Raw genomic sequence first — 26,697 nt, forward strand, 5'->3', positions numbered from 1 at the left:
GGACAGCGGAAATGGCCGTACCCGCACCTTTGCGCGTGATTGCATGCCATCGGCGTCCGTTCCCTTTCAGGCTGAACAGACAAGGATCGCACGTGTCAAAATCCCTCGACAGTTTCAATTGCCGCCGCACGCTGACCGCAAGCGGCGCGGAATATGCCTATTTCGACCTCATCGAGGCCGAGAAGAACGGGCTTACCGGCATCTCCCAGCTGCCCTATTCGATGAAGGTGCTGCTGGAGAACCTGCTGCGCAACGAGGACGGCCGCTCCGTCACCAAGGAGAGCATCCAGGCGGTTGCCGGCTGGCTGACCGACAAGGGCACCGCCGGCGTCGAGATCGCCTATCGCCCGGCCCGCGTGCTGATGCAGGATTTCACCGGCGTTCCGGCCGTGGTCGACCTTGCCGCCATGCGCGACGCCATGGCCTCGCTCGGTGGCGATCCGCAGAAGATCAACCCGCTGGTGCCGGTCGACCTCGTCATCGACCATTCCGTCATCGTCGACGAATTCGGCACGCCGATGGCCTTCGCTCGCAATGTCGAGCTCGAATATGAGCGCAACGAGGAACGCTACAAGTTCCTGAAATGGGGCCAGCAGGCGTTCCGCAACTTCCGCGTCGTGCCGCCCGGCACCGGTATCTGCCACCAGGTCAATCTCGAATATCTCGGCCAGGTGGTTTGGACCAACACCGAGGATGGCGAAACCACAGCCTATCCCGACACCTGCGTCGGCACCGATTCGCATACCACCATGATCAACGGCCTTGGCGTGCTCGGCTGGGGCGTCGGCGGTATCGAGGCCGAGGCGGCCATGCTCGGCCAGCCGGTCTCCATGCTTTTGCCCGAGGTCATCGGCTTCCGCCTCACCGGCAAGCTGAAAGAAGGCGTCACCGCCACCGATCTCGTGCTCACCGTCACCCAGATGCTGCGCAAGAAGGGCGTCGTCGGCAAGTTCGTCGAGTTCTTCGGTCCGGGCCTCTCCAACATGACGCTGGCCGACCGCGCCACCATCGGCAACATGGCGCCCGAATATGGCGCCACCTGCGGCTTCTTCCCGGTCGACGCGGAAACCATCCGCTACCTCACAATGTCCGGCCGCAGCGAAGACCGCATCGCGTTGGTCGAGGCCTATGCCAAGGCGCAAGGCCTGTGGCGCGACACCGGCTCGGCGGACCCTGTCTTCACCGACCTGCTCGAACTGGAACTCGGCTCCGTCGTGCCGTCGATGGCCGGCCCCAAGCGGCCTGAAGGACGCGTCGCCCTGGAAGGCATTCCGGAAGGCTTCGCCAAGGCGATGGAGACCGAATACAGGAAGGCGGCCGAGATCCACAAGCGCTACGCCGTCGAAGGCACCGATCATGATCTCGGCCATGGCGATGTCGTCATCGCCGCCATCACCTCCTGCACCAACACCTCGAACCCGAGCGTGCTGATCGGCGCCGGCCTCCTGGCCCGCAACGCCAACCGCCTCGGGCTGAAGCAGAAGCCGTGGGTGAAGACCTCGCTGGCCCCCGGCAGCCAGGTGGTCGCCGAATATCTGGAGAAATCCGGCCTGCAGAAGGAACTCGACCAGATCGGCTTCAACCTGGTCGGCTTCGGCTGCACCACCTGCATCGGCAATTCCGGCCCGCTGCCCGCGCCGATCTCCAAGACCATCAACGACAAGGGCCTGATTGCCGCCGCGGTGCTCTCCGGCAACCGCAACTTCGAAGGCCGTGTCTCGCCCGACGTGCAGGCCAACTATCTGGCCTCGCCGCCGCTGGTCGTCGCGCACGCACTGGCTGGCACTGTGACAAAGGATCTCACGACGGAGCCGCTCGGCGAGGACAAGGACGGCAACCCGGTCTACCTCAAGGACATCTGGCCGAGCTCGGCCGAGATCCAGGAGTTCATCGAGAAGAACGTCACCCGCGAGCTGTTCGCTCGCAAATATGCCGACGTCTTCAAGGGCGATGAGTACTGGCAGAACGTCAAGGCGCCGGAAGGCCAGACCTATGCCTGGGACGACAACTCGACCTATGTACAGAACCCGCCCTATTTCGCCGGCATGACCGCCGGTTTCGGCAAGATCGGCGACATCAAGGGCGCCCGCGTTCTTGGCCTGTTCGGCGACAAGATCACCACCGACCATATCTCGCCGGCGGGCTCGATCAAGGCGGCTTCACCGGCCGGCAAATACCTCACCGACCACGGCGTCGGCGTCGCCGACTTCAACCAGTACGGCACAAGGCGCGGCAACCATGAGGTGATGATGCGCGGCACCTTCGCCAACATCCGCATCCGCAACCACATGCTGGGCGAGAACGGCCGTGAGGGTGGCTACACCATCCACTACCCGTCGAAGGAAGAGGAATCGATCTACGACGCAGCGATGGAATACAAGAAGGAAGGCGTGCCGCTGGTCATCTTCGCCGGCGTCGAATACGGCAACGGTTCGTCGCGCGACTGGGCGGCCAAGGGAACCAATCTGCTTGGCGTCCGCGCGGTCATCGCCCAGTCCTTCGAGCGTATCCATCGCTCGAACCTGGTCGGCATGGGCGTTATCCCCTTCGTCTTCAAGGATGGCACGTCCTGGGCCTCGCTCAATCTCAGGGGTGACGAACTGGTCGAGATCGATGGCTTGAGCACCATCAAGCCGCGCCAGACGATGATCGCCAAGGTCACCTATGGCGACGGAACGGTGAAGAACGTACCGCTCATCTGCCGCATCGATACTCTGGACGAACTCGACTACTTCAAGAACGGCGGCATCCTGCAATACGTGCTGCGCGATCTGGCGGCTTAGGGAATAGGGACTAGGCAGTAGGGAATAGACACCCCTACTGCCTACTGCCTGTCTTCGGCGATCGCCTTTGCCCCATCGCATGCCGAGGAAACGGCGCGGGTTGAACAACGTGTAGGCGAGCGTGAAACCGGCGATCGGCGGCACGTCGGCCCAGACCGTGCCCTTGGTGGCAAAGGTATGGAAGATCGTCGAACCGATGCCGATTGCCACCACCCACCAGGCCGGCACTTCGGCGAAGGTCCCCGGTGCCCAGCCTACGCACCTCGCGCACGCCCCACAGGCCGGCGGCTATGAAGGCGAGGTTCGTCAGGGCATTGACCGGCTCGGACCAGAATTCCGGCCCGGTCCGCGCGCAATAGGGATCGACCGGCGCCAAAAGGGTTTGCCACATCGTGATTGCCGCCCGAATCGGTTTCTATGCTGAAGCGTAGCCCTTCCTGTTGCTGTCGGCCGCAATGGCAAAATTTCACCGCAACGTGACTTCCCGTTGACTTCCGGTTCTGCCACATATTTCAGCAATCAAGACAAAGCCGGCACCACCGGCGGGAATCGGAATGACCATGGCCTCGCGAAAAACATTGTGGCTGGCAGCCCTTGCGCTGGCCCTCTCGGCGTTTGCCGGCGCCGGGCATGCCGGCGAAGCTGACAAGCCTCAGATCGACAAACCATTGGGCGTGGTCGAATTGTTCACCAGTCAGGGCTGCAGTTCCTGCCCCCCCGCCGATGCGTTGTTCGCCGAGTTCGTTGCCAAGGAAGACATCGTCGCGCTCGCCTATCATGTCGACTACTGGGACTATCTCGGCTGGCAAGACACGCTGAGCCGCAAGGAGAACACCGAGCGGCAATATGACTATATGCGCGCCTTCGGCAGCCGCTCCGTCTATACACCGCAGGCCGTCATCAACGGCCGCGTCCACGTCAACGGCGCCAGCCGCGTCGAGGTCGATGGCGCGCTCGCCCGCATGGCCAAGAGTGGCGAAGGCATGCGCGTCGCCATCAAGGTCAGCCGCACCAGCGACCGCGTCATGATCGACGCCGGCGATGCCGGCAGCGGCCCCAGCGATGCCCACGTCGTCATCGTCTATTTCGACCCGCCGCGGACGATCAAGATCGGCAAGGGCGAGAACACCGGCCGCATGATGACCTACTGGAATGCGGTCACCGGCATCCAGACTGCCGGCATGTGGCACGGCAAGGCACAGCGCTACGAACTGCCGATGAGCGAGATCGCCAAGAAGGGCGGCTGTGCCGTGCTGCTGCAGTCCGTCGGCAAGGACGGCATGCCCGGTCCCATTCTTGGCGCTGCGTTCATTCACAAGCCATAGAGGCCACCTTCCTTCTCCCCTTGTGGGCCCCAAAGTGCCCAGACATGAAAAAACCGACGTCAGCTTGCTTCTGACGTCGGTCATTTAGGTTTTGGGATCGTCGCACCCGGTTCTTCCGAGGAAGAGCCGAGGTTGGTTCGATCCGACGCAGACCCGTGGGCGGGGGGCTTGGGGTTTACGAGCCGGTGCCGGACCGAACCGTCTCAGGCAACGCCGGTAAATTCGTCGGACATTGGGGCATGAGCGCGGATAAAAAAAGGCAGAAATGTGGCGAAGCATCACCAATTCCAACAAGGCGTTTCATAAAAGTGACTGGACGTTGCGAAAACAGCGCGGCACCGCCCTGCTTCGCCGGGTCTTGCAATTCAGCCGCGAACACGCCAACTTTGGGTGGCAAAGATTCATTTTGAAGGATCGAGGCATGACCGATGACAGCGGCGGGATGGGGGATGGGGACGCATCCGCAATATTGATCCCGCTGCACGAGGCGCGACGCGAGCGCCTCGATCAGCCGGTGCGGTTCGACCGGCGTGAGCTGGACCAGATTCTCAGGCTCTACGGACGCATGGTCGCCGCCAACGAATGGCGTGACTACGCCATCGATCATCTCACCGACCGCGCTGTGTTTTCCGTGTTCCGCCGCACCAGCGAAGTGCCGCTGTTCCAGATCGTCAAGGATCCGAAGCTGGCCCGCAAGCAGGGCGCCTTTGCCGTCATTGCCGCCGGTGGCCGCATCTTGAAGCGCGGCCAGGAACTCGGCCGCGTGCTTGGGATATTCGACAGCAAGCTGAGGCTGGTCGAGGCCTGAGCGGGGAATTGAAGAAGGGGAATTGAAGAACTGGAGAACTGGAGAACTGATGAGTGGGAGAAAAGGCCCGCAGCACTATATATAGCCGCTGTTTCTTTTATTCTTCAGTTCATCAATTCTTCAATTCCTCAGTTCATTTCCCTCCAAGGCCCTCGCGGAACTTCTGCTCCGGCAGCGATTCGGGGTCAGGCGGCGCCGATGCTCCGCCATTCAGCGACAGCTGCATGAAGACCGTGTCCAGCCACCGCCCGTGCTTGTAGCCGGAGCCTTCAAGGCGTCCCGAATGGCGAAAGCCGAGTTTCTCGTGCAGCCGCACCGAGGCGCTGTCGGCATGGCCATCGCCGATCACCGCGATGATCTGGCGAAAGCCCGCTGCTTCCACCGCCTCGATCAGGCTTTGCATCAGCTTGAGCCCGACGCCCTGGCCCTTGGCCTCGGGCGCGATATAGACCGAATCCTCGACGATGAAGCGATAGGCCGGGCGTGGCCGGAAGGCACCGGCATAGGCATAGCCGAGCACGGCGCCGTCCTTCTGCGCCACCAGATAGGGAAAGCCGCCGGCCATCAAACTGTCGAATCGGACGCCCATCTCGGCGCGGCTGGGCGCCTCCAGCTCATAGCTCGCCGTGCCTTGCGCCACCGCGTCGGCATAGATTTCCGTGATCCGGTCGAGGTCGGCCGCTGTCGCGGGCCGAATCGTGATATTGCTCATTCTTTATGCAAACCCTTTGTCTGCTTCGATAACAGCAAAGGCCAGCACAAAAGAAAAGGGCGGCCGTTGGGCCGCCCTTCTGGAACTCGATGGTCCAGCGCTACTGATTAGCGGCGGTCGCCCATGAACTGCAGCAGGAACATGAACAGGTTGATGAAGTCGAGATAGAGCCTCAGCGCGCCCATGATCGCCTTGCGACCGGCGACATCCGAAGCGTCGCCCTCGAAATACATCTCCTTGATCTTCTGCGTGTCATAAGCGGTCAGGCCGGCGAAGATCAGCACGCCGATCGCCGAAACGGCGAAGGAAAGCGCCGACGACTGCAGGAAGATGTTGATCACCATTGCGATGATCAGACCGAACACGCCCATGATCAGGAACGAGCCCATCGCGGTTAGGTCGCGCTTGGTCGTGTAGCCATAGAGCGACAGCGCGCCGAAGCCCGCGGCGGTGGCGAAGAAGGTCTGCGAGATGCTAGCCGTGGTGTAGACCAGGAAGATCGACGACAGCGACAGGCCGACAAGGCCGGCATAGACCCAGAAGGTAGTCTGCGCCGCCGAAACGCTCATCGACTGAACACGGAACGACAGGAACATCACCGCGGCGAGCGGGGCGAAGATCACTACCCATTTCAGCGGCGAGCCGAAGATCGCATAGCCGAAGGAGGTCAGCATCTCGCCGCTCGGCAGCGTCGCGACAGCCGAAGCCGGATCGGTGGTGGTAGCCAGCATGATCGTGCCGACAGCGGCAAGACCGGTGATGAGGAGGCCAAGCCCCATCAGATTGTAGACCTTGACCATGTAAGCGCGCAGGCCCTGGTCGATGTCAGCACCGACGCCGACGCCGGGCACGGCGCGCGTCTGGTAGTTGCGAATGGGATCAGCCATTGTAGTCCTCTATTTGCTTCTGCCCCGTCCGGTGTCAGGTCCATCCAAACCCAGGCGCCGCTGGCAGGGCTCCAGCATGCCTGTGGCGAAATATGATGGTTATTCGCGTCAAGAACAAGACCATAACCGGATGTAACGATTCGTGAGACAACGAAGTGCCGATTTCTCGGCTTTCCGGACGGCATTCTTACCAAGATTTAATCCGGGATGGCCGCTCCGGACCCGAGATCACAGGTTGCGCAGCACCGGTGCGGCCTTGTGGCCGAGCACCCGCCAGGTGCCTGCGAGGCCAATGCCGACCGTGATCACCAGCGAAAACAGAATGGTCGCCAACGCCACCTCGGGCATGAAATGCGACGGCAACGTCATGATGCGGGCAACGACGAACCAGGCAGCGGCACCGCCCGCGGCCAGGGCGAAGATCGCGGTGGCCAATCCGATCAGCATGTATTCGAGCGAGAAGGCCGATATCAGCGTCCTGCGTGTCGCGCCCAGCGTCTTCAGCACCACCGCGTCATGGATGCGCGCCCGGTTGCCTGCGGCAAGCGCACCGGCCAGCACAAGCACCGAAGCGATCAGCGCCACGCCGGCCGCCGCGCGGATCGCCGTGCCGAGCTGCCCGACCAGCCGGTTGACGATTTCGAGCGCGTCCTTGACCCGCACCGTCGTCACCGCCGGAAAGGCGCGGGTGACGGCGTTGAGGATGCGAGCGTCGTCGGCCGTCGAGGCATTCTTTTCGGTCAGCGTCGCCATCCAGCCATGCGGGGCGCCGGCGAATGTGTTGGGCGAGAACACCATGACGAAATTGATGCCCATCGTCTCCCATTCGACCTGGCGGAAATTGGCGATCCTGGCCGTGACATTGCGCCCGAGCACATTGACGGTGATGGTGTCGCCGAGCTTCAGCCCGATCTCCTTGCCTTCCACGGCCGAGAACGAAACCAGCGGCTCGCCGCTATAGTTGTCCGGCCACCAGCTGCCCTCGGTCAGCGTCGCGTTTTCCGGCTGCCTGGCGTCGTAGGTCAGGCCGCGATCGCCCTTCAGCACCCAGGCGCCTTGCGCCGGCACCTTCACCTTGCCGACATCGACGTCGTTCAGCGCCATCACCCGGCCGCGCAGCATCGGCACCTTGGCCAGCGTTCCCCGAGGTGCCTCCTTGCCTATCAGCACGGAGAAGGAATCGACATCGCTGCTCTGGATGTCGACGAAGAAGAAGTTCGGCGCCTGTTCCGGCAGGCTCCCGGAGATCTGCCGCCTGAGATTGCCGTCGATCAGCGCCAGCGTCACCAGCAGCGTCAGCCCAAGTCCCAGCGACAGCACAACCGACGGCGTTAAGGCGCCTGGCCGGTGGATGTTGCCGATGGCGAGCCGCAGCGCCACGAAGCGCACGCGCGGGCTCTTCCTGGCCGCCCATTGCACCAGCGCGCCGACAAGGCGCAGCACCAGGAAGGCGAAGATGGTGGCGCCGACGAAGATCGAGGCGATGCGCTGGTCGCCCGAGGATAGAATTGCCAGCACCGCCAGCAGCAGTGCGATTCCGATGGCCGCCGCGACATAGACCGCGCGCGGAAAGCCGCGCCCCTCCAGTCCCATCTCGCGAAACAGCGCGGTGGCCGGCACGTCGCGGGCGCGGCCGAGCGGCAGCAGCGCGAAGGCCAGCGTCACCAGCAGGCCGAACAGCGCCGCCATGCCGAGCGCGCCGGGATAGAAGCCGCCTTCCGCCGGTACCGGGATGACCTGATGAAGGGCAGCGCTCGCCACGAACGGCATCAGCGCGCCCAGCACCAGTCCGAGCACGATGCCGAGCGCGGCAATGATCAGGATCTGCACCAGATAGACGGTAAAGACGAAGCCGCCCGAAGCGCCCAGGCTCTTGAAGGTGGCGATGACGCCGCGCTTGCCGTCGAGATAGGCGCGAACAGCATTGGCAACGCCGACGCCGCCGACCACCAGCGCCGTCAGCCCGACCAGGGTCAGGAACTGCGAGAAGCGCTCGATGTTGGACGACAGCGCCGGGGCCGCATTGCTGCGCGTGCGGATCGACCAGCCGGCTTCGGGAAAATCCTTGGCCGCCTGATCCTGGATGGCCTTCAGCCGCGCCTCGTCGGCGTCGGCGGGCAAGCGGATCCTGTAGGCATTCTCGATCAGGCTGCCCGGCTGGATCAGTCCGGTGGCCGCCAGCCCTTCGGTCGAGATCATCAGCCTTGGCGCGAAGCCGAATCCCTCGGACACGGCATCTGGTTCGGTGACCAGCCTGGCGCGCAGTTCGAAGGTGGCGGTGCCGAGCTTCAGCCTGTCGCCGATCCTGAGATGCAGCCGCTCGAACAGCAAATCGGGAGCCGCGGCGCCGAAAACGCCGAACTCTTCGCCGAACAGCTCCTGCTTCGACAGTACCGGCTCGGTGTCCAGCGCGCCGTAGAGCGGATAGGCATCGTCGACCGCCTTGGCCTCGACCAGCGCCTGGTCGGATCCGTCGGCGAGACGCGCCATCGAGCGCATGCTGGCGGTGCGCGAAACGGCGCCCAGCCCGTCAAGGAAACCGCGTTCGGCCTGGCTGGCATCGCGCTGGTTGACCTGGAAGCGGAGATCGCCGCCCAGCAGCGTCTGGCCCTGATTGGCGACACCGGCGTTGATGGAACGCGCCACCGAGTTGACGCCGCCGATCGCCGCAACGCCGAGAGCGATGCAGGCGAGGAAGATCAGGAAGCCGGACAGACCGCCGCGCATCTCGCGCAGCGAGAAGCGAACCGCGAGCCTCATCGTCCGCGACAACGGCATCAGGCCGTCACCTTGACGGGCGCCGGCACCTCGATCCGGCCCGACCGCATCGAAACCTGGCGTGAACAACGCGCCGCAAGGGCCGGGTCATGGGTGACCAGCACCAGCGTCATGCCGCGTTCGGCAGCCTTGGCAAACAATAGATCGGCGACTTGCCGCCCCGTCGCCTGGTCTAGGTTGCCGGTCGGCTCGTCGGCGATCAGAATGCGCGGTGACGGTGCCAGTGCGCGGGCGATCGCCACGCGCTGTTGCTCGCCGCCCGACAATTCGCCGGGATAATGAGTGACGCGGTCATTGAGGCCAACCGCCGCCAGCTCGCGCGCCGCAACCGAAAACGGATCGGCATGGCCGGCCAGCTCCAGCGGCACCGCGACATTTTCGAGCGCCGTCATGTTGGGAATGAGATGGAAGGATTGGAACACGATACCAATGTTTCGGCCACGAAACGAAGCAATCTGGTCCTCGCTTTTGCCGTTGAGCAACTCGCCGGCGATTCGGACCGTACCCGAATCGACCCTTTCCAGGCCTGCCAGAACCATCAGCAATGTCGACTTGCCGGAGCCCGAGGGCCCGATGATGCCGGTCGCTTCGCCGGCCGCCACATCGAGGCTGACGTCCTTCAGCACATGGACCAATGAAGCCCCCTCGCCAAGGGTCAGCGATACATCTTTCAGCGCAATGACGGCTTCTGTCAAAATGAAAGCGTCCTATATGGAGGATGAAGGCTCTGCTTGCCGGAAGCCGTCGCCCGAAGAATTCCTTGCTCATATGGGGCCTGCCGCATGTCTTTCAAACGCAGTATTGCCGCAGGCTTGATCGTTTTCCTCGCCATTTGCGGCGCCATTTCGTCGGCGCGTGCCGAGCCGTTCAAGATCGTGGGTTTCGGTGACAGTCTGACGGCGGGTTTCGGCCTCGGGCCGGACCAGGGCTTTACCGACAGGCTGCAGGCAGCGCTTGCCGCCAAGGGCCATGATGTGACCGTCGCCAATGCCGGCGTCTCCGGCGACACGACGAGCGGCGGCCTGGCGCGGCTCGACTGGTCGGTGCCGGACGGCACGCAACTGGTCATCCTCGAACTCGGCGCCAACGACATGCTGCGCGGCGTTTCGCCCGACATCACCAAAAAGAACCTGGACGAGATGCTGGGCAGGCTGAAACAGCGCAAGATCGCCGTGCTTCTGGCCGGCATGCGCGCCGCCCCCAATCTCGGCGCCGACTACCAGAACGCTTTCGACGCCATATTTCCGGACCTGGCCGCCAAATACGACGTTGCGCTCTATCCGTTCTTTCTCGACGGCGTCGCTGGCCGGTCCGGCATGCAGCTCGAAGACGGCCTGCATCCGAGCCCGCAAGGCGTCGACCAGATTGTCGAACGCATCCTGCCCACCGTCGAGAAGGCCATCGCGGCGGTGCCGGGCGGTTCGTAAGCCGGAACTGGAGCTGTTTCCGTTGGGGAAACTTTTTAGCAAGGACTGTGACCAACAAACCTCTTGCCCCGTTTGACTATCGATGATTCGCTAGGGGTACAGTTCGATTCGAGGAAGGGAGGCTTTTCATGCCGCGTCTTTTCACCGCCCTCGAAATACCGCGTGACGCCGCCCTTTCGCTGTCCCTGCTGCGGGGCGGCCTGCCCGGCGCCCGCTGGATCGACGTCGAGAACTACCATCTGACGCTGCGTTTCATCGGCGATGTCCCAGGCCATGTCGCCGACGAGATCGCCAACGCGCTCGACCGTGTCCACCGACCTTCCTTTTCGCTGGCCCTGTCCGGTGTCGGTGCTTTCGGCCAGAAGAAACCGCACGCAGTGTGGGCGGGCGCTTCCGCCTCGCCCGATCTTGCCGCCCTTCAGGGAGAGATCGACCGCATCTGCCAGCGACTCGGCATCCCCGCCGACCCGCGCAAGTTCATGCCGCATGTCACACTTGCAAGGCTGCGCAATTCGACCCCGCTGGACGTCGCCCAATATCTGTCGGCGCGCGGCAATTTCTCGACGCTGCCGTTCCGCATCGGCCGTTTCGTGCTGATGTCGTCGCGCGATTCGGTCGGTGGCGGCCCCTACATCGTCGAGGAAGCCTGGCCGCTGTCGGGCACCGACGCCCGCGCTTCCAGCCTTGTCGCCAGCGCCTCCGACGCCTCGCGGATCATGCGGTAGACCGAAGCGAAGGCTCCCGCGCCGTCATAGTAGGGATCCGGCACGTCACCTGCCTTGCCGTGGGCAAATTCCAGAAACAGCCGCACCCGGTCGCGCATGGCCGCCGGCGCCAGCGCTTTCAGGTCGGCGACATTCGACCGGTCCATGCCGAGGATCAGGTCGAAGCGGGAGAAATCCTCCGGCGTGACTTTGCGCGCTCTCTGTCGGGAAATGTCGATGCCGTGACGCTCCGCAACCGCGATCGAGCGTGGATCGGGCGCCGAGCCGACTTCCCAGCCGCTGGTGGCGGCTGAATCGAGGAGCATATTCCTGCCCAACCCACGCTGCGCCAGCACGGCACGAAAGACGCCTTCCGCCAGTGGCGACCGGCAGATGTTGCCAAGGCAGACGAAAAGAATGGAATTTATGGGCTTCGCGCTCATCGATCCGACGCTATGGTGAGGGACTCCAGAGACGGTTTCGAAACTCGCCAGGGTTCCAAACAGTCTCTCAGTCGAAATAGCACGGGAAGCTGACATGACGAGAGAAAAACTGGGCAAGGACGCAATCGCCGCGGCGTTGGTCGGGCTCGAAGGCTGGGCACCGGCTGCGGATGGTGCCTCCATCAACCGCACATTCACCTTCGCGAATTTCTCCGAGGCTTTCGCCTTCATGACCCGCGTCGCGCTCGCCGCCGAGAAGATGGACCATCATCCCGACTGGTCGAATGTCTACAAGACCGTCGACGTGACGCTGAACACCCACGATGCCGGCGGTGTGACCGCGCTCGATATCGATCTGGCCAAGAAGATGAACCGCTTTGCCGGCGGCTGACGCCCGCTATCGCCCAGGGCGTTTGCGACGTCCACGATACGGCGGCAAACCCAAATCGGCGCCGGCATCTTGCAGCCGGGGTCGGGTTTCACCACATTTTCGCTCGCGGGCATGCGCTGGCTTGCGCATGGGCCCTGCAAGGAGACATTGATGGCGCGACAATCCGGTTTTGATTTCTTCGGCTTCGGCGGCAAGCTCGGCGACGAGAACGAAGTGCGCGAGAAATTCTGGCGGACGGTCAAGAAGGCCGCGCGGCAGATCCCCTTCATGGAAGAGGTCGTGGCCTCCTATTACTGCGCCATGGACAAGAACACGCCGCTGCGCGCCAAGGGCATTCTGCTGGCCGCGCTCGGCTATTTCGTGCTGCCGGTGGATGTCATCCCCGACTTCGTCCTCGGGCTTGGCTTCACCGACGACATCGCCGTGCTCACCGCCGCGATCACCGCCGTCAGTGCCCACATCACCCCGGCGCACCGGCAGGCCGCCAAGGACGCCATCGCCGACAAGGGCTGAGCCGGCGCGGGGCAAAGAGTGGCCCGAGACTCGGGCGGTTGCGGCCGATCAAATCCACCGCCGCACCCGCGCCTTGTAGGCACCATACGCATCGCCGAATTTCCGCTCCAGATAGTGCTCTTCCCGCGCAATGACGCCGGTATTGATCACCCACAGCAGCGGGACGATCAGCGCGATGGCCCAAAAACTTCCCGCCGCGACGCCTAGGCCCAAGTAGACGAGGGTCGTTCCCAGATAAAACGGATTCCTGGTTCGCCGGTAGATGCCGTCGACGACCAGCGCCGTCGTCGGCAGGGTCGGTGGAATATTGGTGCCAGCGGCGTGAAAGCGCCCCGCCGCCATGAAGATGATACCGAAGCCGCACGCCGCGAGCACGGCTCCGCCCAGATAGCGGACGGGCGACTGCACAGCCAGAGTCGGGAGTGGAACGACGGCCTCGAGGACCGCTGCCGCCGCCAGGAAGCCGAGAAAGATCAAAGGCGGCAGCGCGATGACCCCAGCCACGTCGGGCGCGCCCGATCCGCCTGCAGCCTCCCCGCCATCCGATCGCGGCACCGCCGCAGCGCCGCCGGCCATCGCCCGCATGGCAACACGAATGCCGAACACGATCAACAAGACGACAGTGCCGCCCGCCAGGATCAGGACCGTCTCGGAAATGGCCATAACCGAAATCTCCCATACGCCACCAATGAGGCGCCCGGCCGAGCGCCTTGGAAGCGAACGCAGGCATCCTACCGCTTGGAGGGAAATTCGTCACGTGTTTCGGAAGCCAGGATGGCTGCGGGGGCTGGTTTTGAAAAGTCAAACTCTTGCCGCTTTCGTGGCCTCCAAGTCACCAAAGGGACGTCGCGCCACCCGCTCGCAAGGCGGCGGCGCGCGAAATGGCGGCGGTTTCCTCGGGGTGGGGTTCCTTTCTCAAAGGAAATTCACCGTTTGGTAACCCAGATTAAATCAAAATGAAGCGACGGGCAGGACGCCGAGCCGGCCTGCCGCCGCACCTTTGGAATACGGGAAAAACGATGCGCGGATTGATTGCTATAGTTTCGAGCCTGGTCCTGGTCGCCACGGCAGCGCCGGCATTGGCGCAGTCGGCGACCAAGATCGGCCAGCACAATGCCTGGGGCACCTACAGCTACCAGGCATCGGGCGGCAAGGTCTGCTATGTCCTGACCGTGCCGACCGACAAGCAGCCGCCGACGCTCGACCATGGCGACATGTTCTTCTTCGTCAGCCAGCGGCCCGGCCAGCAAGTGTCCTACGAGCCGCAATTCATCGCCGGCTACAATTTCCAGGAAGGCTCCAAGGCCACCGTCACCATCGACAAGAAGTCGTTCTCGATGTTCACGCGCGGCAAGTCGGCCTGGGTCGAGAATGCCGCCGAGGAACCGGTGCTGATCGCCGCCATGAAGACCGGCACCGACATGAAGGTGACGGCGAAGTCCGGCCGCGGCAACCCGACCTCCTATGTCTTCTCGCTGAAGGGCATTTCGGCGGCGCTGACATCGATCGCCAAGTGCAAATAGGCTGGCGCCCACCCCGATAGTCTATGGCGCAATAGCGAAGTTCGCCTCCCGGAGGCCGGGCATTGGCGTTTGATTCCAGCGTGGCCCTTCGCCGCCGGACCGCACCGGTCAAATGATGGTAACGGGGATCAAAAGGCCCGGCGGGGGAGTTGGACCCGTATCGGAATGACCCGCCGGCGTGTGCCGGCGGATCTCGATCTTGACGGGTTCAGTCTTACATGGCCATTTTTTCACATTCGGCCTGAGCTTTCTTGGTCGACGTATCGATCATGAAGGCTTTGCCCTTGGCGTCAGTCATCATCATCATGCAGTGCTTGATTGGCTTTGCCATCTTCATCATCTCGGCGCTCGTCTTTGCATCCGGCATCATGGTGCCCATATGCCCGTCCGGCATGATCGCCATCACTTCTCCACCCTTCATCATGGTCATTGTGCCCATCGCGTCTTCGGCAAATGCCTGTGAGGCGGAAACACCGACGAGGCCGGCAATGAGGGCTAGCTTGATAGAGTTCATTCTGCGTACTCCCATTTTGTAGAGGCATAGTTGCCCCCTTCGGATTTCGACGGCGCGATGGGAATCGTTACGCAAACACGATGATGTGATCGCTCCCCGTGCAGTGGGAGGGACAGGACAAGGTTGCCAGATCGGAATGGCGGACCGTCGGCCGGCATCCATGGTTTGCATTCCCACCGCATGACTCTGCCTCCAACCTGTGCTATGCGCCGCGCTTCATGTCCGGCACGATGCGTGAAATCGGCCGCAAACCGCTTATATCAGTGCAACCATGACCCTTTCATTCGACCTCACCACCGAAGGCGCCCGTGACGCGTTGCGTGCCCGTACAGCGCCGCCCGAAAAGCTGTCGCTGATCGGCCTGACGCGCGCTGAGCTCGGCGAGGCTCTCGTCGCTTCGGGCACCGTGCCGGAGCGCCAAGCCAAGATGAGGGCCCAGCAGCTCTGGCACTGGATGTATGTGCGCGGTGTCTCCGACTTTGCCGGCATGTTCAACATCTCCAAGGATTTGCGCGCCGAACTGGACAAGCACTTCACCATCGCCAGGCCCGAGATCGTCGAGGAACAGATTTCTTCGGACGGCACGCGCAAATGGCTGTTCCGCTTTCCGCCGCGCGGTGCCGGCCGGCCGGTCGAGATCGAGACCGTCTATATTCCCGAGGAAGGCCGCGGCACGCTCTGCATCTCCTCGCAGGTCGGCTGCACGCTGACCTGCTCGTTCTGCCACACCGGCACGCAGAAGCTGGTGCGCAATCTGACCGCCGAGGAAATCCTCGCCCAGTTGCTCACCGCCCGCGACCGGCTCGGCGATTTTCCCGACCGCGACACGCCCGACGGCGCCATCGTGCCCGCCGAGGGCCGTAAAGTCTCCAACGTCGTGATGATGGGCATGGGCGAGCCGCTCTACAATTTCGAAGCGGTGAAGAAGGCCCTGCTGATCGCCTCCGACGGCGATGGCCTGTCGCTGTCCAAGCGGCGCATCACGCTCTCGACCTCCGGCGTCGTGCCGGAAATTTTCCGCACCGGCGAGGAGATCGGCGTCATGCTGGCGATCTCGCTGCACGCCACCAATGACGATCTGCGCGACCTCCTGGTGCCGATCAACAAGAAGTATCCGCTGAAGGACCTGATCGCCGCCTGCCGCGCCTACCCCGGCCTGTCGAACGCCAAGCGCATCACCTTCGAATATGTGATGCTGAAGGACGTCAACGATTCCATCGAGGACGCCAAGGGCCTGATCAAGCTGCTCAAGGGCATTCCGGCCAAGATCAACCTGATCCCGTTCAACCCGTGGCCGGGCACCAACTACCAGTGCTCGGACTGGGAGACGATCGAGAAATTCGCCGACTACATCAACAATGCCGGCTATGCCTCGCCGATCCGCACGCCGCGCGGCCGCGACATCCTCGCCGCCTGCGGCCAGCTCAAGTCCGACTCCGAGCGCATGCGCAAGGTCGACCGGCTGGCCCTGGAGGCCATGATGATCGCGGGGCACGGCGAGGCGTGAGCCGCCGCCTCGCCTGGCTGAAGCGCCTCGCCATGATGGCGGTCGGCTATTTCGCCGCTGTGCTGACCTCGATCCTGGTCCCCGTACTGCTGATCGCTCTTCTGGAAGGTATAGAAGACGGCAACTGGTCCATCATCTTCGCCTTCGACTGGCTGGGCTCCTTCCCGCTCGCCGTGCTGACCGTGATGATCGGTGCATTGTTGATCGTCGGCCCCGCGCTCTTTGTCGCCGAACGATTTTCGCTTCGGGGATGGTTCTATTTTGCCGCCACGGGCGCGATCACGTCCATCGCCTTTGGCGTATCCATGCCGCGCTCGGCCGGCAGCTTTGTTTTCAATCCGGGCTTTCTCGGTTTCCTGGCCACGGCCGGCATTGCCGCCGGTTCGGTCTACTGGCTTCTGGCTGGACGCAAGTCCGGCATGCGCTGGGATTTGGGCCGAGATTTGGGCCAAGATTTGGGCCAAGATTTGGGATGACCCGTCTTGTCGGCTATCTCGTCCGCTTCGCCGTTATCCTGTTCGGCTACGCCGTCGCCTCGCTGGCGGCGAGCGCGTTCCTCAACGTCCTGTTCCTGGCATCGCTGGGCTACACGCCGGAGCACGCACAGCCGACGGCGACGGCTTCGCTGTATTTCTCAATTCCCTTCGTCGCCCTGTTCGTCGCCTATTTCGCGCTGATGCCGGCTTGCGTCGTCATCCTGGTCGCCGAAATCCTAGGCCGGCGCGACTGGCTGTTCTATGCGCTGGCGGGCGCCGTGGTTGCGGCCGTCTTCCTCGGCCTCGTCGACCATTCCGGCGATGCCTTCGCGCTTGCCGATACCAGCGCCATCATGGCGGTGATTGGCGGCGGCATGGTCGGCGGCATCTTCTACTGGCTCAGCGCCGGGCGCTGGGCCGGCAGCTGGTGGAGGGACGAGAACGCCCCTACTTCGCCTGGGCCGTCAGGATCTTGAGCGCAAAGGCCGAAAAAACGCCGGCGAAGAGATAATCGACCACCCGCGTGACGCGCGGGCTGGCTTTCATCGCCGCCGAGAACTTTTCCGCCGCCAGCACCATCGGCACGGTCACCGGGATCGCCAGCACGATGAACATCGTGCCCAGGAAAAACAGCTTTCCCGGTGCGTTCGGGTCATGCGCGGAAACGAACTGCGGCAGGAAGGTCATGAAGAACAGGATGATCTTCGGGTTGAGCAGATTGACGCCAAGCCCCGCCGCCCAGCTGCGCAACAGCGAAATCTCGGGACCCGTCTTCTTCTCTGGCGAAAAGGCCGAGCCCCTGGTGACCGCCTGCCAGGCCAGGAAGACGAGATAACCGGCGCCGAAGATCTTCAGAACGAAGAAGGCCATCGGCGAGGCGACGATCAGCGCCGAGACGCCGACCACCACCAGCGTGGTGTGGATCAGCGTACCGCACAGTGCCCCGGCCATCGAGGCAAAGCCGGTGGCGCGGCCCTGGCTCAGCGTGCGCGAGACGAACAAGGTCATGTCCGGCCCCGGCGTGATCGCCAGGATGACGGTGGCGATGGCGAACTGGATCAGCGTGGCGGTGTCTGGAATGAAGGACATGGACGGCCCCTTGGCTCGGACACGCAGGCTTTAGAGGATACGGCCCGTGGTTGCCAGCGGCTGGGTGGTTGAAACGCTGATCCAACTCGCCTGAATCGCCTGTCCGGCCGCCGCCCGGCCATGATCCACGGCGTTCATCTCTTGCGCAGCCCGGAAACGGCGTGATACCTCGCCCGCCAAGAACTCAGTTGCGGAACCGCCAAATGTCCAAGACCAAAGACGTCAAGAAGGTCGTGCTCGCCTATTCCGGCGGCCTCGACACCTCCATCATCCTGAAATGGCTGCAGACCGAACTCGGCGCCGAGGTCGTGACCTTCACCGCCGATCTCGGCCAGGGCGGCGAACTCGAGCCGGCACGCCGCAAGGCCGAGATGATGGGCATCAAGGATATCCGCGTTGTCGACGTGCGCGAGGAATTCGTCGCCGACTTCGTCTTCCCGATGTTCCGCGCCAATGCCGTCTATGAAGGCACCTATCTGCTCGGCACCTCGATCGCGCGGCCGCTGATCTCCAAGCATCTGGTCGAGATCGCCAGGGAGACCGGCGCCGACGCGATCGCGCACGGCGCCACCGGCAAGGGCAACGACCAGGTTCGCTTCGAACTCTCGGCGTACGCCCTGAACCCCGACATCAAGGTCATCGCGCCGTGGCGCGACTGGTCGTTCAAGTCGCGCACCGATCTGATCAATTTCGCCGAACAGCACCAGATCCCGGTGCCGAAGGACAAGAAGGGCGACGCGCCATTCTCGGTCGACGCCAACCTGCTGCACTCCTCTTCCGAGGGCAAGGTGCTGGAAGACCCGTGGACCGAGCCGCCGGAATTCGTCCACCAGCGCACCGTTTCGCCGATGGACGCGCCGGACAAGGTCACCGAGATCGAGATCGAATTCCTCAAGGGCGACCCGATCGCGCTCGACGGCAAGAAACTGTCGCCGGCGATCATGCTGGCGGCACTCAACGATCTCGGCCGCGACAACGGCATCGGCCGGCTCGACCTGGTCGAGAACCGTTTCGTCGGCATGAAATCGCGCGGCGTCTACGAGACGCCCGGCGGCACCATCCTGATCGCAGCGCATCGCGCCATCGAATCGATAACGCTCGACCGGGGTGCCGCCCACCTCAAGGACGAGTTCATGCCGCGCTACGCCGAGCTGATCTACAACGGCTTCTGGTTCGCGCCCGAGCGGCTGATGCTGCAGGCGATGATCGACAAGAGCCAGGAAGACGTCGAAGGCACGGTGCGCCTCAAGCTCTACAAGGGCAACGTCATGGTCACCGGCCGCAAGTCCAGGAAGACGCTCTATTCCGACGCGCTGGTCACCTTCGAGGACGACCGCGGCGCCTACGACCAGAAGGACGCCGCCGGCTTCATCCGCCTCAACGCGCTACGGCTGAGGACGCTTGCCGCGCGCAGTCGCAAGAGCTGATCTTCAGTCTGTCCGCCTCAAAACAAACCAGCGTCTTCGCCGGGACCTGTTGTCGGCGCCGGCGACGCCCCGCCAATTCAAACTGAAGCGATTGCCTCAGTTGGCCCGGCGCATAGCCGGGCCTCCTGTCGAAGATTCCAGCTCTCAGTCGCCGTCGATCGCCGTGGCGATGCGGGCGATGGCCTGCTGATAGACGCTCGCGGAATTCCAGCCGGCGATCGCGCCCAAATTCGCACTCGCGCTCGCGCCGGCACGCCAGCCATGACCTTTGAGGAAGTTGGCGGTGGAAGCCAATGCGGTGGCCTTGTCGCGCAGGTTTCCGCCGCCGACGCCATACTTCAAGACATTTCCGGGCAGGAACTGCGTGTGGCCAATCTCGCCATGGGCAGCGCCGACCGACGAGGCTGTCAACGCCCCGCGATCAACCAGCTTCAGGGCTGCAATGGCATGCGGATAAAAGAATTCAGGGCGGCGGCAATCATAGGCAAGCGTCAGAATGGCGGAGACCGTATTCTGGTTGCCCATGGAGGCACCGAAGCCGGTTTCCATGCCCCAGATGGCGAGCAACACACCCGGCGACACGCCGTAGTTCGCCTCGATCTTGGAAAACAGTGCCGCATTCGCCTTCTTCAGCGCGCGGCCCTTGGAAATGATCGCGGACCCGCCACGGCGCTTCATGAAATCGTCCACCGAGCCGCTGAAGGCCTTGTGGATGCCGCGGTCGACCGAGATCGTCCTTGTTGCGTAGGTCGCGCCAGCCAGGGCGGCCAGACCCCTGGCGCCCACACCTTCGGACTTGGCCTGCGCGGCGAACTCCGGCTTCCAAGCCTCGAAGCCGGCGCCGGTCTTGCCGCAGCTGGCCCCCGCCTGCGCGCCCGTTGCCAGCGCAAGCACCGCCACCACTATGGTCGCTGCAAACATCTTTCCCTTGGCAAGAAATGCCATGTTGTTCTCCTGGTTGCCTGAATCACGTCCCAATTGCGAACTTGCCAGCGAAACACGCACTTGTCACTGTCGCCGCTGCATTGCTGGCGAATGCCGTGGAATTTGCCTACGATCAAGTGATTATTGTGGCAAGGGGCCCAATGGAAGACGTCGATGTCGTGATCATCGGCGCCGGTCCGGCGGGTATTGCCACAGCCACCGGCCCTGCTGGCGGTGCGCATCTTGCGGCGAAATAGCCTCGATATATGGGAACGCCGGTGGGCGGTTCGCGTTGGGCACCTGCCGCCCTGATATGCTGGCTCTGAAGGTTAGAGACCGACATGAAACTCTTCGACTGTCCGCATTGCGGCCACCGCCTCTATTTCGAGAACGCCCAGTGCCTGAACTGCGGGAGCCTCGTGCTCTACGATCCCGGGCACGCCCGTTTTGCGCTGTCGGACCTCGACGGCGTCTTCCAGTGCACCAATGCCGACGAATGCGCCTGCAACTGGATGGCCGAGCCCGGACGGAGGTTTTGCCGCGCCTGCGTGCTGAACCAGCTGATTCCGGATCTTTCCGTCGACGGCAACCGCCGCCGCTGGATTCGCGTCGAGGCGGCGAAGAAGCGCGCCATCTATTCGCTGCTGGCCTTCGGGCTGCCGGTTGCGCCCAAGCTGAACCCCGCCGATGAGATCGGGCTGGCCTTCGACTTCCTCGCCGATCCGATCGGCGGCGGGCCCGGTGGCGAGCGCATCCTGACCGGCCACGACAATGGCCTGATCACGCTCAACGTCGCCGAGGCGGATTCAGCCGAGCGCGAGAAGCGGCGCGTCGAGATGGGCGAGAACTATCGCACCTTGCTTGGCCATTTCCGCCACGAGTTCGGCCATTATTATTGGGACCGCCTGATCCGCGACGATCCGCGGAGACTGGAAGCTTTCCGTGCGCTGTTTGGCGATGAGCGCCCCGACTACGAACAGGCGTTGAAGTCCTATTATGCCAATGGTGCCGCGCCCGACTGGCAGCAAGGCCATATCTCGGCCTATGCCACCTCGCATCCATGGGAGGATTGGGCCGAGACCTGGGCCCACCATCTGCACATCACCGACACTCTGGAGATGGTGCACGCGCTGAACTTCCCGCTCGGTCGGCTGGAGACGGTGGAGGCCAACGACTTGCCGCGGGGCGACACTGGCGGCGAGCCGCAGGCAGCCCCTTCGGAGCCGGCGACCGCACCCGAGCCTTTCGAAAAGATCCTTGCCCGCTGGCTGGTGCTGTCTGAAGCCTCCAATTCGATCAACCGCTGCATGGGCCTGCCCGACCTCTATCCCTTCGTCATTTCGGACGTCACGGCGCGGAAATTGGCCTTCGTTCACGAACTTCTGACCGGTTTGCCGAAAGAAAAGGGAACAAATCGTGAGTTGGCGCAGGCGTTTTAGGGGGAACGCATGAGCCACTGACCCGTTTTCGCTGGCGAGGGACTTGAAAACGGAGAGAACCCATGAAATCCCTTTTGTTCCCCGCGGTCGCGGGACTGCTGACCGCGATGTCGGGCGCCGCGCTTGCCGACACCGCCGTCTCCGCCGTCACCGACCTCAACGTGCGCGCCGGGCCCGGCCCGCAATATCCTGTCATCGGCGTGCTTGCCGCCGGCCAGTCGGCGACACTCAATGGCTGCGTCGAAAACAGCAAATGGTGCACCATCGCCGAGGCCGGCGGCCAGGGCTGGATCTATTCCGACTATGTGACGGCTGATTTCGGCGGCAGCCGGGTGGTGCTGACGCAACGGCGTTCCAGCGTTGCTGTCGTCTCGCCGCCGGACGACATCGGCGACTATTCGACTGACTATACCGGCGCGATCATCGCCAGCGATCCGGTCGTCGATGAATTTCCCCCGCCTCCCGCCGAAGTCCGGACCTATGTCGACACGCATCGCCTCGATCCAGTCTATCTCGACGGCGAGGTGGTGACCGGCGCGATCTTGCCGGACACCGTCGAGCTGCGCGAAATCCCGAACTACGACTACCGCTATGTCTATGTGAACGGCCAGCGGGCGCTGATCGACCCGCAGACGCGGCGCATCATGTACGTGGTACGCTGACGGAGAATTGCATAAGGCGGCCGCAACCTCAGCGGTCGCCTGACTGCCAGGCAGAGCAATGCCGCCACGCGGGCCATCGATGGACGCGTGCGATCTCCGAGACGCGAATGCTCCCGTGCGAAATGGATTCCGATTTTCTCGGCCCTCGGCTAGAGCAATTCCAGGAAAAGTGTGACGCGGTTTTCCGTCCGGAATTGCGTCAAAACAAAGAGTTAGATCGGTTCGCCGTTTTCGTGAAATGGTGAAATGCTATAGATCAACAGGCAATCAATTCGGCAGGGAACCAGCGTGACGATAGACTCGGCCGCCTTCGAACGCTATCGGCGCTCGCCCAACGCCCGGACGACCTTGCCGCGCCTGTTCCTGGGAACCGCGATCGTCATCCTGTTCTGGGCCGCAACGACGGTGGCCGTGCTGATCGGCGGCATCTATGCATTCTTTGCCTGGCAGGACGGTGCGGCGACACCATCCGGCGTGCATGGGTTCCTTGCCTCGCCGCTCGGCATCCTCACCGCGCTTGCGTCTTTTGCCGGCATCTGGATCGGCCTGTGGATCGCCATGCGCTGGGTCCACGGCGAGAAGCTGTCGGCGCTGCTCGGCGTCAGCCGCCGCGTGTCGCGATCGGGCTTCCTCAAGGGGCTGATCGCGGTGCTGATCACCTCGCTTGTCTCCGAGATCCTGCTCTATCTCTTGCAGCCCGAGATCGCGCGCGGTCCAATCAGCCTGTCGTCCTGGCTGCTGTTTGCAATCCCGATCGGCGCGCTCACCTGGCTGCAGACATCGTCGGAAGAGGTGCTGTTCCGCGGCTATCTGCTGCGCGGTCTCGCCAACCGGTTCAGGAGCCCGTTCATCTGGGCGCTGCTGCCGGCGCTGCTGTTCACCGCGCTGCATTGGAGCCCCGGCGCATCCGCCGCGATCAACGCCTGCGTGCTCGCCTCGATCGCCGCTTTCGCGCTGCTGCTGACGGTTGTCGTCTTTGCCACCGGCAATCTCGGCGCCGCCCTCGGTGCTCATCTCGGCAACAATCTGACCGGCTTCCTGCTGATCTCGCATCAGGAGAGCTACAATTCCTTCGCCCTGTTCAATGCCAGGCCGCTCGAAGGGCCAGGCTGGACGACAGCTGATGCGGTGCTCATCGCCTTCATCGGCATCGCCTGCAGCCTGCTGACGATCGTGCTGCTTTTACATCCGCGCTCGCCGCTCGGGGTTGCCGCCGAGGTTCCGGATGAGGCAAACTCGGCCTGATTGCAGCCCAGGGGACAACGCGAAACCGCGCTTGTCTTGACTCTGGCGCCGATTTCCTGTCTACACGCCCCGAATTCCGCGACGAGTATCCCTCCGAGCAAGCCGACCAGGACGCCGAAACCTCTTCGAGGTGAAGTGCTTTAAATCGATCCTGGAGGCCAACACCCGGCAGCGCTGAGCGCCCCCGGGTGCTTTTTGGTTTTGGCTTTTGCTCGCCACGAGCCTTGGACACTTGGCGCGAACGCATTACCTCTCGGGCACCGCTTGCCTGGGAAAAGGAAAAAGAATGTTTGAATCGCTACAGGAACGTCTTGGTTCGATCCTGAACGGCCTCACCGGCCGCGGTGCCCTGTCCGAGGCGGATGTCTCGGCGGCGCTGCGCGAGGTGCGCCGTGCGCTGCTCGAGGCAGACGTAGCGCTGGAAGTGGTGCGCTCGTTCACCGACAAGGTGCGCGAGAAGGCCGTCGGCGCCGCCGTGGTCAAGTCGATCAAGCCCGGCCAGATGGTCGTCAAGATCGTCCATGATGAGCTGGTCGAGATGCTCGGCGCCGAGGGCGTCGCCATCGATCTCAATGCCCCGGCCCCGGTCGTCATCATGATGGTCGGCCTGCAGGGTTCCGGCAAGACGACCACTTCGGCCAAGATCGCCAAGCGCCTTTCCGAGCGTCAGAACAAGAAGGTCCTGATGGCCTCGCTCGACACGCGGCGCCCCGCCGCGCAGGAGCAGCTGCGCCAGCTCGGCGAACAGGTCAAGGTCGCCACGCTGCCGATCATCGACGGTCAGTCGCCGGTCGACATCGCGCGCCGTGCCGTGCAGGCGGCCAAGCTCGGCGGCCACGACGTCGTCATCCTCGACACCGCCGGCCGCACCCATATCGACGAGCCGCTGATGGTCGAGATGGCCGACATCAAGAAGGTGTCGAGCCCACACGAAATCTTGCTGGTCGCCGACTCGCTGACCGGCCAGGACGCCGTCAATCTGGCCAAGAGCTTCGACGAGCGCGTCGGCATCACCGGTCTCGTGCTGACCCGCATGGACGGCGACGGCCGCGGCGGCGCAGCACTTTCGATGCGCGCCGTCACCGGCAAGCCGATCAAGCTGATCGGCACCGGCGAAAAGATGGACGGGCTGGAGGAATTCCACCCCAAGCGCATCGCCGACCGCATCCTGGGCATGGGCGACATTGTCTCGCTCGTCGAGAAGGCCGCTGAAAACATCGACGCCGAGCAGGCGGCGGCGATGGCCAAGAAGATGCAGTCGGGCAAGTTCGACCTGAACGACCTCGCCAGCCAGCTTCAGCAGATGTCGAAGATGGGCGGCATGGGCGGCATCATGGGCATGATGCCCGGCATGGGCAAGATGAAGGACCAGATGGCGGCCGCCGGTCTCGACGATAAGATGTTCGGCCGCCAGCTCGCCATCATCTCGTCGATGACCAAGGCCGAGCGCGCCAACCCCGATCTGCTCAAGCATTCGCGCAAGAAGCGCATCGCCGCCGGTTCCGGCACCGACGCGGCCGAAATCAACAAGCTGCTGAAGATGCACCGCGGCATGGCCGACATGATGAAGGCGATGGGCGGCAAGGGCAAAGGCGGCGGCCTGATGCGCGGCATGATGGGCGGCCTCGCCAACAAGATGGGCCTCGGCGGCATGCCGGGCGGTATGGGTGGCATGATGGGCGGCGGCATGCCGGACCTGTCGAAGATGGATCCCAAGCAGCTCGAAGCCTTGCAGAAGCAAGCGCAGGCATCCGGCCTTGGCGGCATGAAGGGTCTTCCCGGTGGCGGTGGCCTGCCTGGGCTGCCCGGCGGCATGAAACTTCCCGGTCTGCCCGGAATGGGCGGCGGGCTGCCTGGCCTTGGCAAGAAGAAGTGAGGACGCCATGAACGAAGAAAAGGACATGGCCGACGCACGCACGATCCTGGCCGACTATCGCGCCTCGATCGACAACATCGACGCGGCCCTCATCCACATGCTGGCCGAGCGCTTCCGCTGCACCAAGGCGGTTGGCGTGCTGAAGGCGACGCATGGCCTGCCGCCGGCCGACCCAGCGCGCGAGCAGCAGCAGATCGCCCGGCTTCGCCAGCTGGCGAACGATGCCCATCTCGACCCGGATTTCGCGGAAAAATTCCTCAACTTCGTCGTCCGCGAAGTGATCCGCCACCACGAACAGATCGCCGCTTCGAGCAGCGGCGGGACAAAGACCCCGCTTCCAACGGCGTGATGAAAACCAACTGAAACCCGATCAACGAACTTAGAGTTTTTAGGAGAAAAGAAATGCCCTTGAAGATCCGACTGGCCCGCGCGGGCTCGAAGAAGCGTCCTTACTACCACGTCGTCATCGCCGACGCCCGTTCGCCGCGTGACGGGCGGTTCATCGAGTCGATCGGCTCGTGGAACCCGCTGCTGCCCAAGGACGGCGAACGCGTCAAGGTCGACGCCGACCGCGTCAAGCATTGGCTGGCGCATGGCGCCCAGCCGACCGACCGCGTGCTGCGCTTCCTCGACGAAGCCGGCCTGGTCAAGCGCGACGCCCGCTCCAACCCGAAGAAGGCCGAGCCGGGCAAGAAGGCGCAGGAACGCGCTTCGCTCTTTAAGAAGGCGCAGGAAGACGCCGCTGCCGCGGCAGCGACCGCCGCGGCGGCTCCGGCCGAGGCGGAAGCCGCTACCGCCGAATAGATATTGCCCTATCGCATCCAGGAAAACGGCGGGCCCAAGGCCCGCCGTTTTGCTATATCGACTTCACTTTCGAACGCGGCCCTATCAATAGCCGCTCGGGCAGCGGTCGACGTAGACGCGGCCATAACGATCACGGTAGCGGCATTCGCCAGGTTCGCTCGCCCGGCCGATCAACGCACCGGCCACGGCGCCGACAGCGCCACCGACGACGGCGCCTTCAACCGGATCGCCAGCGACCGCGGCGCCGACGGCAGCGCCACCCAATCCGCCGACAGCCGCGCCCTTTTCCGTTTGTGAACAAGCGGCGAGCGGCACCAGCAGGGCCATCAAAAGCATCGTTTTCTTCATTGTCGTTCCTCTCCAGCTAGGAGCCGCCTCCGCCGCCAAGCCAATATCTAACTCGCAACTGGGCGATTTGATCCCAAAGAGATTGCCGGCAA

29 protein-coding genes and 1 pseudogene are annotated in these 26,697 nt (G+C 63.5%); 19 read left to right on the top strand and 11 right to left on the bottom strand.

What is annotated here, in order from left to right; all coding sequences use genetic code 11:
* Nucleotides 1-92: 92 nt before the first annotated feature.
* Nucleotides 93-2,783, top strand: a complete 2,691-nt coding sequence (gene acnA / locus NKH19_RS09710) for an aconitate hydratase AcnA (protein ID WP_352866368.1) — start codon at nt 93-95, stop codon at nt 2,781-2,783.
* A 66-nt stretch (nt 2,784-2,849) separates the two neighbouring features.
* Here the strand turns inward: acnA and NKH19_RS09715 are convergent.
* Nucleotides 2,850-3,174: pseudogene (locus NKH19_RS09715) on the bottom strand (ceramidase domain-containing protein); the annotation flags it as partial.
* A gap of 163 nt (nt 3,175-3,337) precedes the next feature.
* Between NKH19_RS09715 and NKH19_RS09720 the strand changes: the two are divergent.
* On the top strand, nt 3,338-4,108 hold the full coding sequence (locus NKH19_RS09720; RefSeq protein ID WP_352866370.1) for a DUF1223 domain-containing protein: 771 nt from the start codon (nt 3,338-3,340) through the stop codon (nt 4,106-4,108).
* Between the two features lie 421 nt (nt 4,109-4,529).
* Nucleotides 4,530-4,916, top strand: a complete 387-nt coding sequence (locus NKH19_RS09725) for a DUF2794 domain-containing protein (RefSeq protein ID WP_352866373.1) — start codon at nt 4,530-4,532, stop codon at nt 4,914-4,916.
* 133 nt (nt 4,917-5,049) lie between these two features.
* On the opposite strand, the gene NKH19_RS09730 is transcribed toward NKH19_RS09725, so the two are convergent.
* From NKH19_RS09730 to NKH19_RS09745, 4 genes are all read right to left on the bottom strand, one after another.
* A complete protein-coding gene (locus NKH19_RS09730) occupies nt 5,050-5,628 on the bottom strand; it encodes a GNAT family N-acetyltransferase (protein ID WP_352866375.1) in 579 nt (192 codons plus the stop codon).
* Nucleotides 5,629-5,735: 107 nt separating this feature from the next.
* Complete coding sequence (locus NKH19_RS09735) at nt 5,736-6,515, bottom strand: Bax inhibitor-1/YccA family protein (protein ID WP_352866378.1); 780 nt, start codon at nt 6,513-6,515, stop codon at nt 5,736-5,738.
* Between the two features lie 228 nt (nt 6,516-6,743).
* Nucleotides 6,744-9,293 (bottom strand): ABC transporter permease, encoded by a 2,550-nt coding sequence (locus NKH19_RS09740; protein WP_352866381.1) that lies wholly within the window; start codon nt 9,291-9,293, stop codon nt 6,744-6,746.
* Nucleotides 9,293-9,988 carry an ABC transporter ATP-binding protein gene (locus tag NKH19_RS09745; protein WP_352866383.1) on the bottom strand — a complete coding sequence of 232 codons (696 nt, stop codon included), beginning with the start codon at nt 9,986-9,988 and terminating at the stop codon, nt 9,293-9,295. The genes NKH19_RS09740 and NKH19_RS09745 overlap by 1 nt, the downstream gene beginning before the upstream one ends.
* 87 nt (nt 9,989-10,075) lie before the next feature.
* Between NKH19_RS09745 and NKH19_RS09750 the strand changes: the two genes are divergently transcribed.
* Nucleotides 10,076-10,720 (top strand): arylesterase, encoded by a 645-nt coding sequence (locus NKH19_RS09750; protein ID WP_352866386.1) that lies wholly within the window; start codon nt 10,076-10,078, stop codon nt 10,718-10,720.
* Nucleotides 10,721-10,848: 128 nt separating this feature from the next.
* The gene (thpR, locus tag NKH19_RS09755; RefSeq protein ID WP_023811312.1) at nt 10,849-11,445 is read left to right on the top strand and encodes an RNA 2',3'-cyclic phosphodiesterase; all 597 of its coding nucleotides are present in this window, start codon (nt 10,849-10,851) and stop codon (nt 11,443-11,445) included.
* On the opposite strand, the gene NKH19_RS09760 is transcribed toward thpR, so the two are convergent.
* On the bottom strand, nt 11,349-11,867 hold the full coding sequence (locus NKH19_RS09760; protein ID WP_352866389.1) for a low molecular weight protein-tyrosine-phosphatase: 519 nt from the start codon (nt 11,865-11,867) through the stop codon (nt 11,349-11,351). The two genes, thpR and NKH19_RS09760, sit on opposite strands and share 97 nt — an antisense overlap.
* Before the next feature lie 94 nt (nt 11,868-11,961).
* On the opposite strand from NKH19_RS09760, the gene NKH19_RS09765 reads away from it, so the two are divergent.
* Both NKH19_RS09765 and NKH19_RS09770 read left to right on the top strand, forming a co-directional pair.
* A complete protein-coding gene (locus NKH19_RS09765; protein WP_352866391.1) occupies nt 11,962-12,258 on the top strand; it encodes a 4a-hydroxytetrahydrobiopterin dehydratase in 297 nt (98 codons plus the stop codon).
* Nucleotides 12,259-12,408: 150 nt separating this feature from the next.
* Entirely contained in the window at nt 12,409-12,771 is a 363-nt protein-coding gene (locus tag NKH19_RS09770) for a YkvA family protein (RefSeq protein WP_352866394.1), read from the top strand.
* 48 nt (nt 12,772-12,819) lie between these two features.
* Here the strand turns inward: NKH19_RS09770 and NKH19_RS09775 are convergent, their stop codons facing one another.
* Nucleotides 12,820-13,434, bottom strand: a complete 615-nt coding sequence (locus NKH19_RS09775) for a methyltransferase family protein (protein WP_352866397.1) — start codon at nt 13,432-13,434, stop codon at nt 12,820-12,822.
* A 356-nt stretch (nt 13,435-13,790) separates the two neighbouring features.
* Between NKH19_RS09775 and NKH19_RS09780 the strand changes: the two genes are divergently transcribed.
* Complete coding sequence (locus tag NKH19_RS09780) at nt 13,791-14,294, top strand: invasion associated locus B family protein (RefSeq protein ID WP_352866399.1); 504 nt, start codon at nt 13,791-13,793, stop codon at nt 14,292-14,294.
* A 214-nt stretch (nt 14,295-14,508) separates the two neighbouring features.
* On the opposite strand, the gene NKH19_RS09785 is transcribed toward NKH19_RS09780, so the two are convergent.
* A complete protein-coding gene (locus NKH19_RS09785) occupies nt 14,509-14,808 on the bottom strand; it encodes a hypothetical protein (protein WP_352866402.1) in 300 nt (99 codons plus the stop codon).
* A gap of 271 nt (nt 14,809-15,079) precedes the next feature.
* On the opposite strand from NKH19_RS09785, the gene rlmN reads away from it, so the two are divergent.
* From rlmN to NKH19_RS09800, 3 genes are read left to right on the top strand one after another with little or no spacing between them, the layout of a single operon-like run.
* Nucleotides 15,080-16,315, top strand: a complete 1,236-nt coding sequence (gene rlmN, locus NKH19_RS09790) for a dual-specificity RNA methyltransferase RlmN (RefSeq protein WP_352866404.1) — start codon at nt 15,080-15,082, stop codon at nt 16,313-16,315.
* Entirely contained in the window at nt 16,312-16,791 is a 480-nt protein-coding gene (locus NKH19_RS09795) for a hypothetical protein (protein ID WP_352866407.1), read from the top strand. The genes rlmN and NKH19_RS09795 overlap by 4 nt, the downstream gene beginning before the upstream one ends.
* On the top strand, nt 16,788-17,267 hold the full coding sequence (locus NKH19_RS09800; protein WP_352866409.1) for a hypothetical protein: 480 nt from the start codon (nt 16,788-16,790) through the stop codon (nt 17,265-17,267). Before NKH19_RS09795 ends, NKH19_RS09800 begins: the two co-directional genes overlap by 4 nt.
* Here the strand turns inward: NKH19_RS09800 and NKH19_RS09805 are convergent.
* Nucleotides 17,239-17,880, bottom strand: coding sequence for a LysE family translocator (locus NKH19_RS09805; protein ID WP_023758943.1), 642 nt, complete (start codon nt 17,878-17,880; stop codon nt 17,239-17,241). The two genes, NKH19_RS09800 and NKH19_RS09805, sit on opposite strands and share 29 nt — an antisense overlap.
* 203 nt (nt 17,881-18,083) lie before the next feature.
* Here NKH19_RS09805 and NKH19_RS09810 point away from each other — a divergent pair, with 203 nt between their 5' ends.
* Nucleotides 18,084-19,307: an argininosuccinate synthase gene (locus tag NKH19_RS09810; RefSeq protein WP_352866412.1), complete on the top strand. Its 1,224-nt coding sequence runs from the start codon at nt 18,084-18,086 to the stop codon at nt 19,305-19,307.
* A 144-nt stretch (nt 19,308-19,451) separates the two neighbouring features.
* Here NKH19_RS09810 and NKH19_RS09815 read toward each other — a convergent pair whose 3' ends face one another.
* Nucleotides 19,452-20,252: a lytic murein transglycosylase gene (locus NKH19_RS09815; RefSeq protein WP_352866414.1), complete on the bottom strand. Its 801-nt coding sequence runs from the start codon at nt 20,250-20,252 to the stop codon at nt 19,452-19,454.
* 95 nt (nt 20,253-20,347) lie between these two features.
* On the opposite strand from NKH19_RS09815, the gene NKH19_RS09820 reads away from it, so the two are divergent.
* The 7 genes from NKH19_RS09820 to rpsP all read left to right on the top strand — a co-directional run bounded on the left by NKH19_RS09820 (nt 20,348) and on the right by rpsP (nt 26,257).
* Nucleotides 20,348-20,488 carry a hypothetical protein gene (locus NKH19_RS09820; protein ID WP_352866416.1) on the top strand — a complete coding sequence of 47 codons (141 nt, stop codon included), beginning with the start codon at nt 20,348-20,350 and terminating at the stop codon, nt 20,486-20,488.
* Between the two features lie 84 nt (nt 20,489-20,572).
* Nucleotides 20,573-21,670 (top strand): zinc-binding metallopeptidase family protein, encoded by a 1,098-nt coding sequence (locus NKH19_RS09825; RefSeq protein WP_352866419.1) that lies wholly within the window; start codon nt 20,573-20,575, stop codon nt 21,668-21,670.
* Between the two features lie 62 nt (nt 21,671-21,732).
* Nucleotides 21,733-22,332 carry a DUF1236 domain-containing protein gene (locus tag NKH19_RS09830; protein ID WP_352866422.1) on the top strand — a complete coding sequence of 200 codons (600 nt, stop codon included), beginning with the start codon at nt 21,733-21,735 and terminating at the stop codon, nt 22,330-22,332.
* Between the two features lie 288 nt (nt 22,333-22,620).
* The gene (locus NKH19_RS09835; RefSeq protein WP_352866424.1) at nt 22,621-23,577 is read left to right on the top strand and encodes a CPBP family intramembrane glutamic endopeptidase; all 957 of its coding nucleotides are present in this window, start codon (nt 22,621-22,623) and stop codon (nt 23,575-23,577) included.
* Between the two features lie 286 nt (nt 23,578-23,863).
* Nucleotides 23,864-25,453, top strand: coding sequence for a signal recognition particle protein (gene ffh, locus NKH19_RS09840; RefSeq protein WP_352866427.1), 1,590 nt, complete (start codon nt 23,864-23,866; stop codon nt 25,451-25,453).
* 7 nt (nt 25,454-25,460) lie between these two features.
* Nucleotides 25,461-25,802 carry a chorismate mutase gene (locus NKH19_RS09845; RefSeq protein ID WP_352866429.1) on the top strand — a complete coding sequence of 114 codons (342 nt, stop codon included), beginning with the start codon at nt 25,461-25,463 and terminating at the stop codon, nt 25,800-25,802.
* 53 nt (nt 25,803-25,855) lie between these two features.
* Nucleotides 25,856-26,257: a 30S ribosomal protein S16 gene (gene rpsP, locus NKH19_RS09850; RefSeq protein WP_352866432.1), complete on the top strand. Its 402-nt coding sequence runs from the start codon at nt 25,856-25,858 to the stop codon at nt 26,255-26,257.
* A gap of 84 nt (nt 26,258-26,341) precedes the next feature.
* Here the strand turns inward: rpsP and NKH19_RS09855 are convergent, their stop codons facing one another.
* A complete protein-coding gene (locus NKH19_RS09855) occupies nt 26,342-26,605 on the bottom strand; it encodes a YMGG-like glycine zipper-containing protein (RefSeq protein ID WP_352866435.1) in 264 nt (87 codons plus the stop codon).
* Nucleotides 26,606-26,697 lie beyond the last annotated feature (92 nt).

The organism is Mesorhizobium sp. M1338, assembly GCF_040318045.1.
Classification (GTDB): domain Bacteria; phylum Pseudomonadota; class Alphaproteobacteria; order Rhizobiales; family Rhizobiaceae; genus Mesorhizobium.

Bases quoted from the DNA above. Each gene is read 5' to 3' on its own strand.
- NKH19_RS09720 (WP_352866370.1), top strand. From the start codon at position 3,338: ATGACCATGGCCTCGCGAAAAACATTGTGGCTGGCAGCCCTTGCGCTG.
- NKH19_RS09725 (WP_352866373.1), top strand. From the start codon at position 4,530: ATGACCGATGACAGCGGCGGGATGGGGGATGGGGACGCATCCGCAATA.
- NKH19_RS09730 (WP_352866375.1), bottom strand. From the start codon at position 5,628: ATGAGCAATATCACGATTCGGCCCGCGACAGCGGCCGACCTCGACCGG.
- NKH19_RS09735 (WP_352866378.1), bottom strand. From the start codon at position 6,515: ATGGCTGATCCCATTCGCAACTACCAGACGCGCGCCGTGCCCGGCGTC.
- NKH19_RS09740 (WP_352866381.1), bottom strand. From the start codon at position 9,293: ATGCCGTTGTCGCGGACGATGAGGCTCGCGGTTCGCTTCTCGCTGCGC.
- NKH19_RS09750 (WP_352866386.1), top strand. From the start codon at position 10,076: ATGTCTTTCAAACGCAGTATTGCCGCAGGCTTGATCGTTTTCCTCGCC.
- thpR (WP_023811312.1), top strand. From the start codon at position 10,849: ATGCCGCGTCTTTTCACCGCCCTCGAAATACCGCGTGACGCCGCCCTT.
- NKH19_RS09760 (WP_352866389.1), bottom strand. From the start codon at position 11,867: ATGAGCGCGAAGCCCATAAATTCCATTCTTTTCGTCTGCCTTGGCAAC.
- NKH19_RS09765 (WP_352866391.1), top strand. From the start codon at position 11,962: ATGACGAGAGAAAAACTGGGCAAGGACGCAATCGCCGCGGCGTTGGTC.
- NKH19_RS09770 (WP_352866394.1), top strand. From the start codon at position 12,409: ATGGCGCGACAATCCGGTTTTGATTTCTTCGGCTTCGGCGGCAAGCTC.
- NKH19_RS09775 (WP_352866397.1), bottom strand. From the start codon at position 13,434: ATGGCCATTTCCGAGACGGTCCTGATCCTGGCGGGCGGCACTGTCGTC.
- NKH19_RS09780 (WP_352866399.1), top strand. From the start codon at position 13,791: ATGCGCGGATTGATTGCTATAGTTTCGAGCCTGGTCCTGGTCGCCACG.
- NKH19_RS09785 (WP_352866402.1), bottom strand. From the start codon at position 14,808: ATGAACTCTATCAAGCTAGCCCTCATTGCCGGCCTCGTCGGTGTTTCC.
- rlmN (WP_352866404.1), top strand. From the start codon at position 15,080: ATGACCCTTTCATTCGACCTCACCACCGAAGGCGCCCGTGACGCGTTG.
- NKH19_RS09800 (WP_352866409.1), top strand. From the start codon at position 16,788: ATGACCCGTCTTGTCGGCTATCTCGTCCGCTTCGCCGTTATCCTGTTC.
- NKH19_RS09805 (WP_023758943.1), bottom strand. From the start codon at position 17,880: ATGTCCTTCATTCCAGACACCGCCACGCTGATCCAGTTCGCCATCGCC.
- NKH19_RS09810 (WP_352866412.1), top strand. From the start codon at position 18,084: ATGTCCAAGACCAAAGACGTCAAGAAGGTCGTGCTCGCCTATTCCGGC.
- NKH19_RS09815 (WP_352866414.1), bottom strand. From the start codon at position 20,252: ATGGCATTTCTTGCCAAGGGAAAGATGTTTGCAGCGACCATAGTGGTG.
- NKH19_RS09825 (WP_352866419.1), top strand. From the start codon at position 20,573: ATGAAACTCTTCGACTGTCCGCATTGCGGCCACCGCCTCTATTTCGAG.
- NKH19_RS09830 (WP_352866422.1), top strand. From the start codon at position 21,733: ATGAAATCCCTTTTGTTCCCCGCGGTCGCGGGACTGCTGACCGCGATG.
- ffh (WP_352866427.1), top strand. From the start codon at position 23,864: ATGTTTGAATCGCTACAGGAACGTCTTGGTTCGATCCTGAACGGCCTC.
- NKH19_RS09845 (WP_352866429.1), top strand. From the start codon at position 25,461: ATGAACGAAGAAAAGGACATGGCCGACGCACGCACGATCCTGGCCGAC.
- rpsP (WP_352866432.1), top strand. From the start codon at position 25,856: ATGCCCTTGAAGATCCGACTGGCCCGCGCGGGCTCGAAGAAGCGTCCT.
- NKH19_RS09855 (WP_352866435.1), bottom strand. From the start codon at position 26,605: ATGAAGAAAACGATGCTTTTGATGGCCCTGCTGGTGCCGCTCGCCGCT.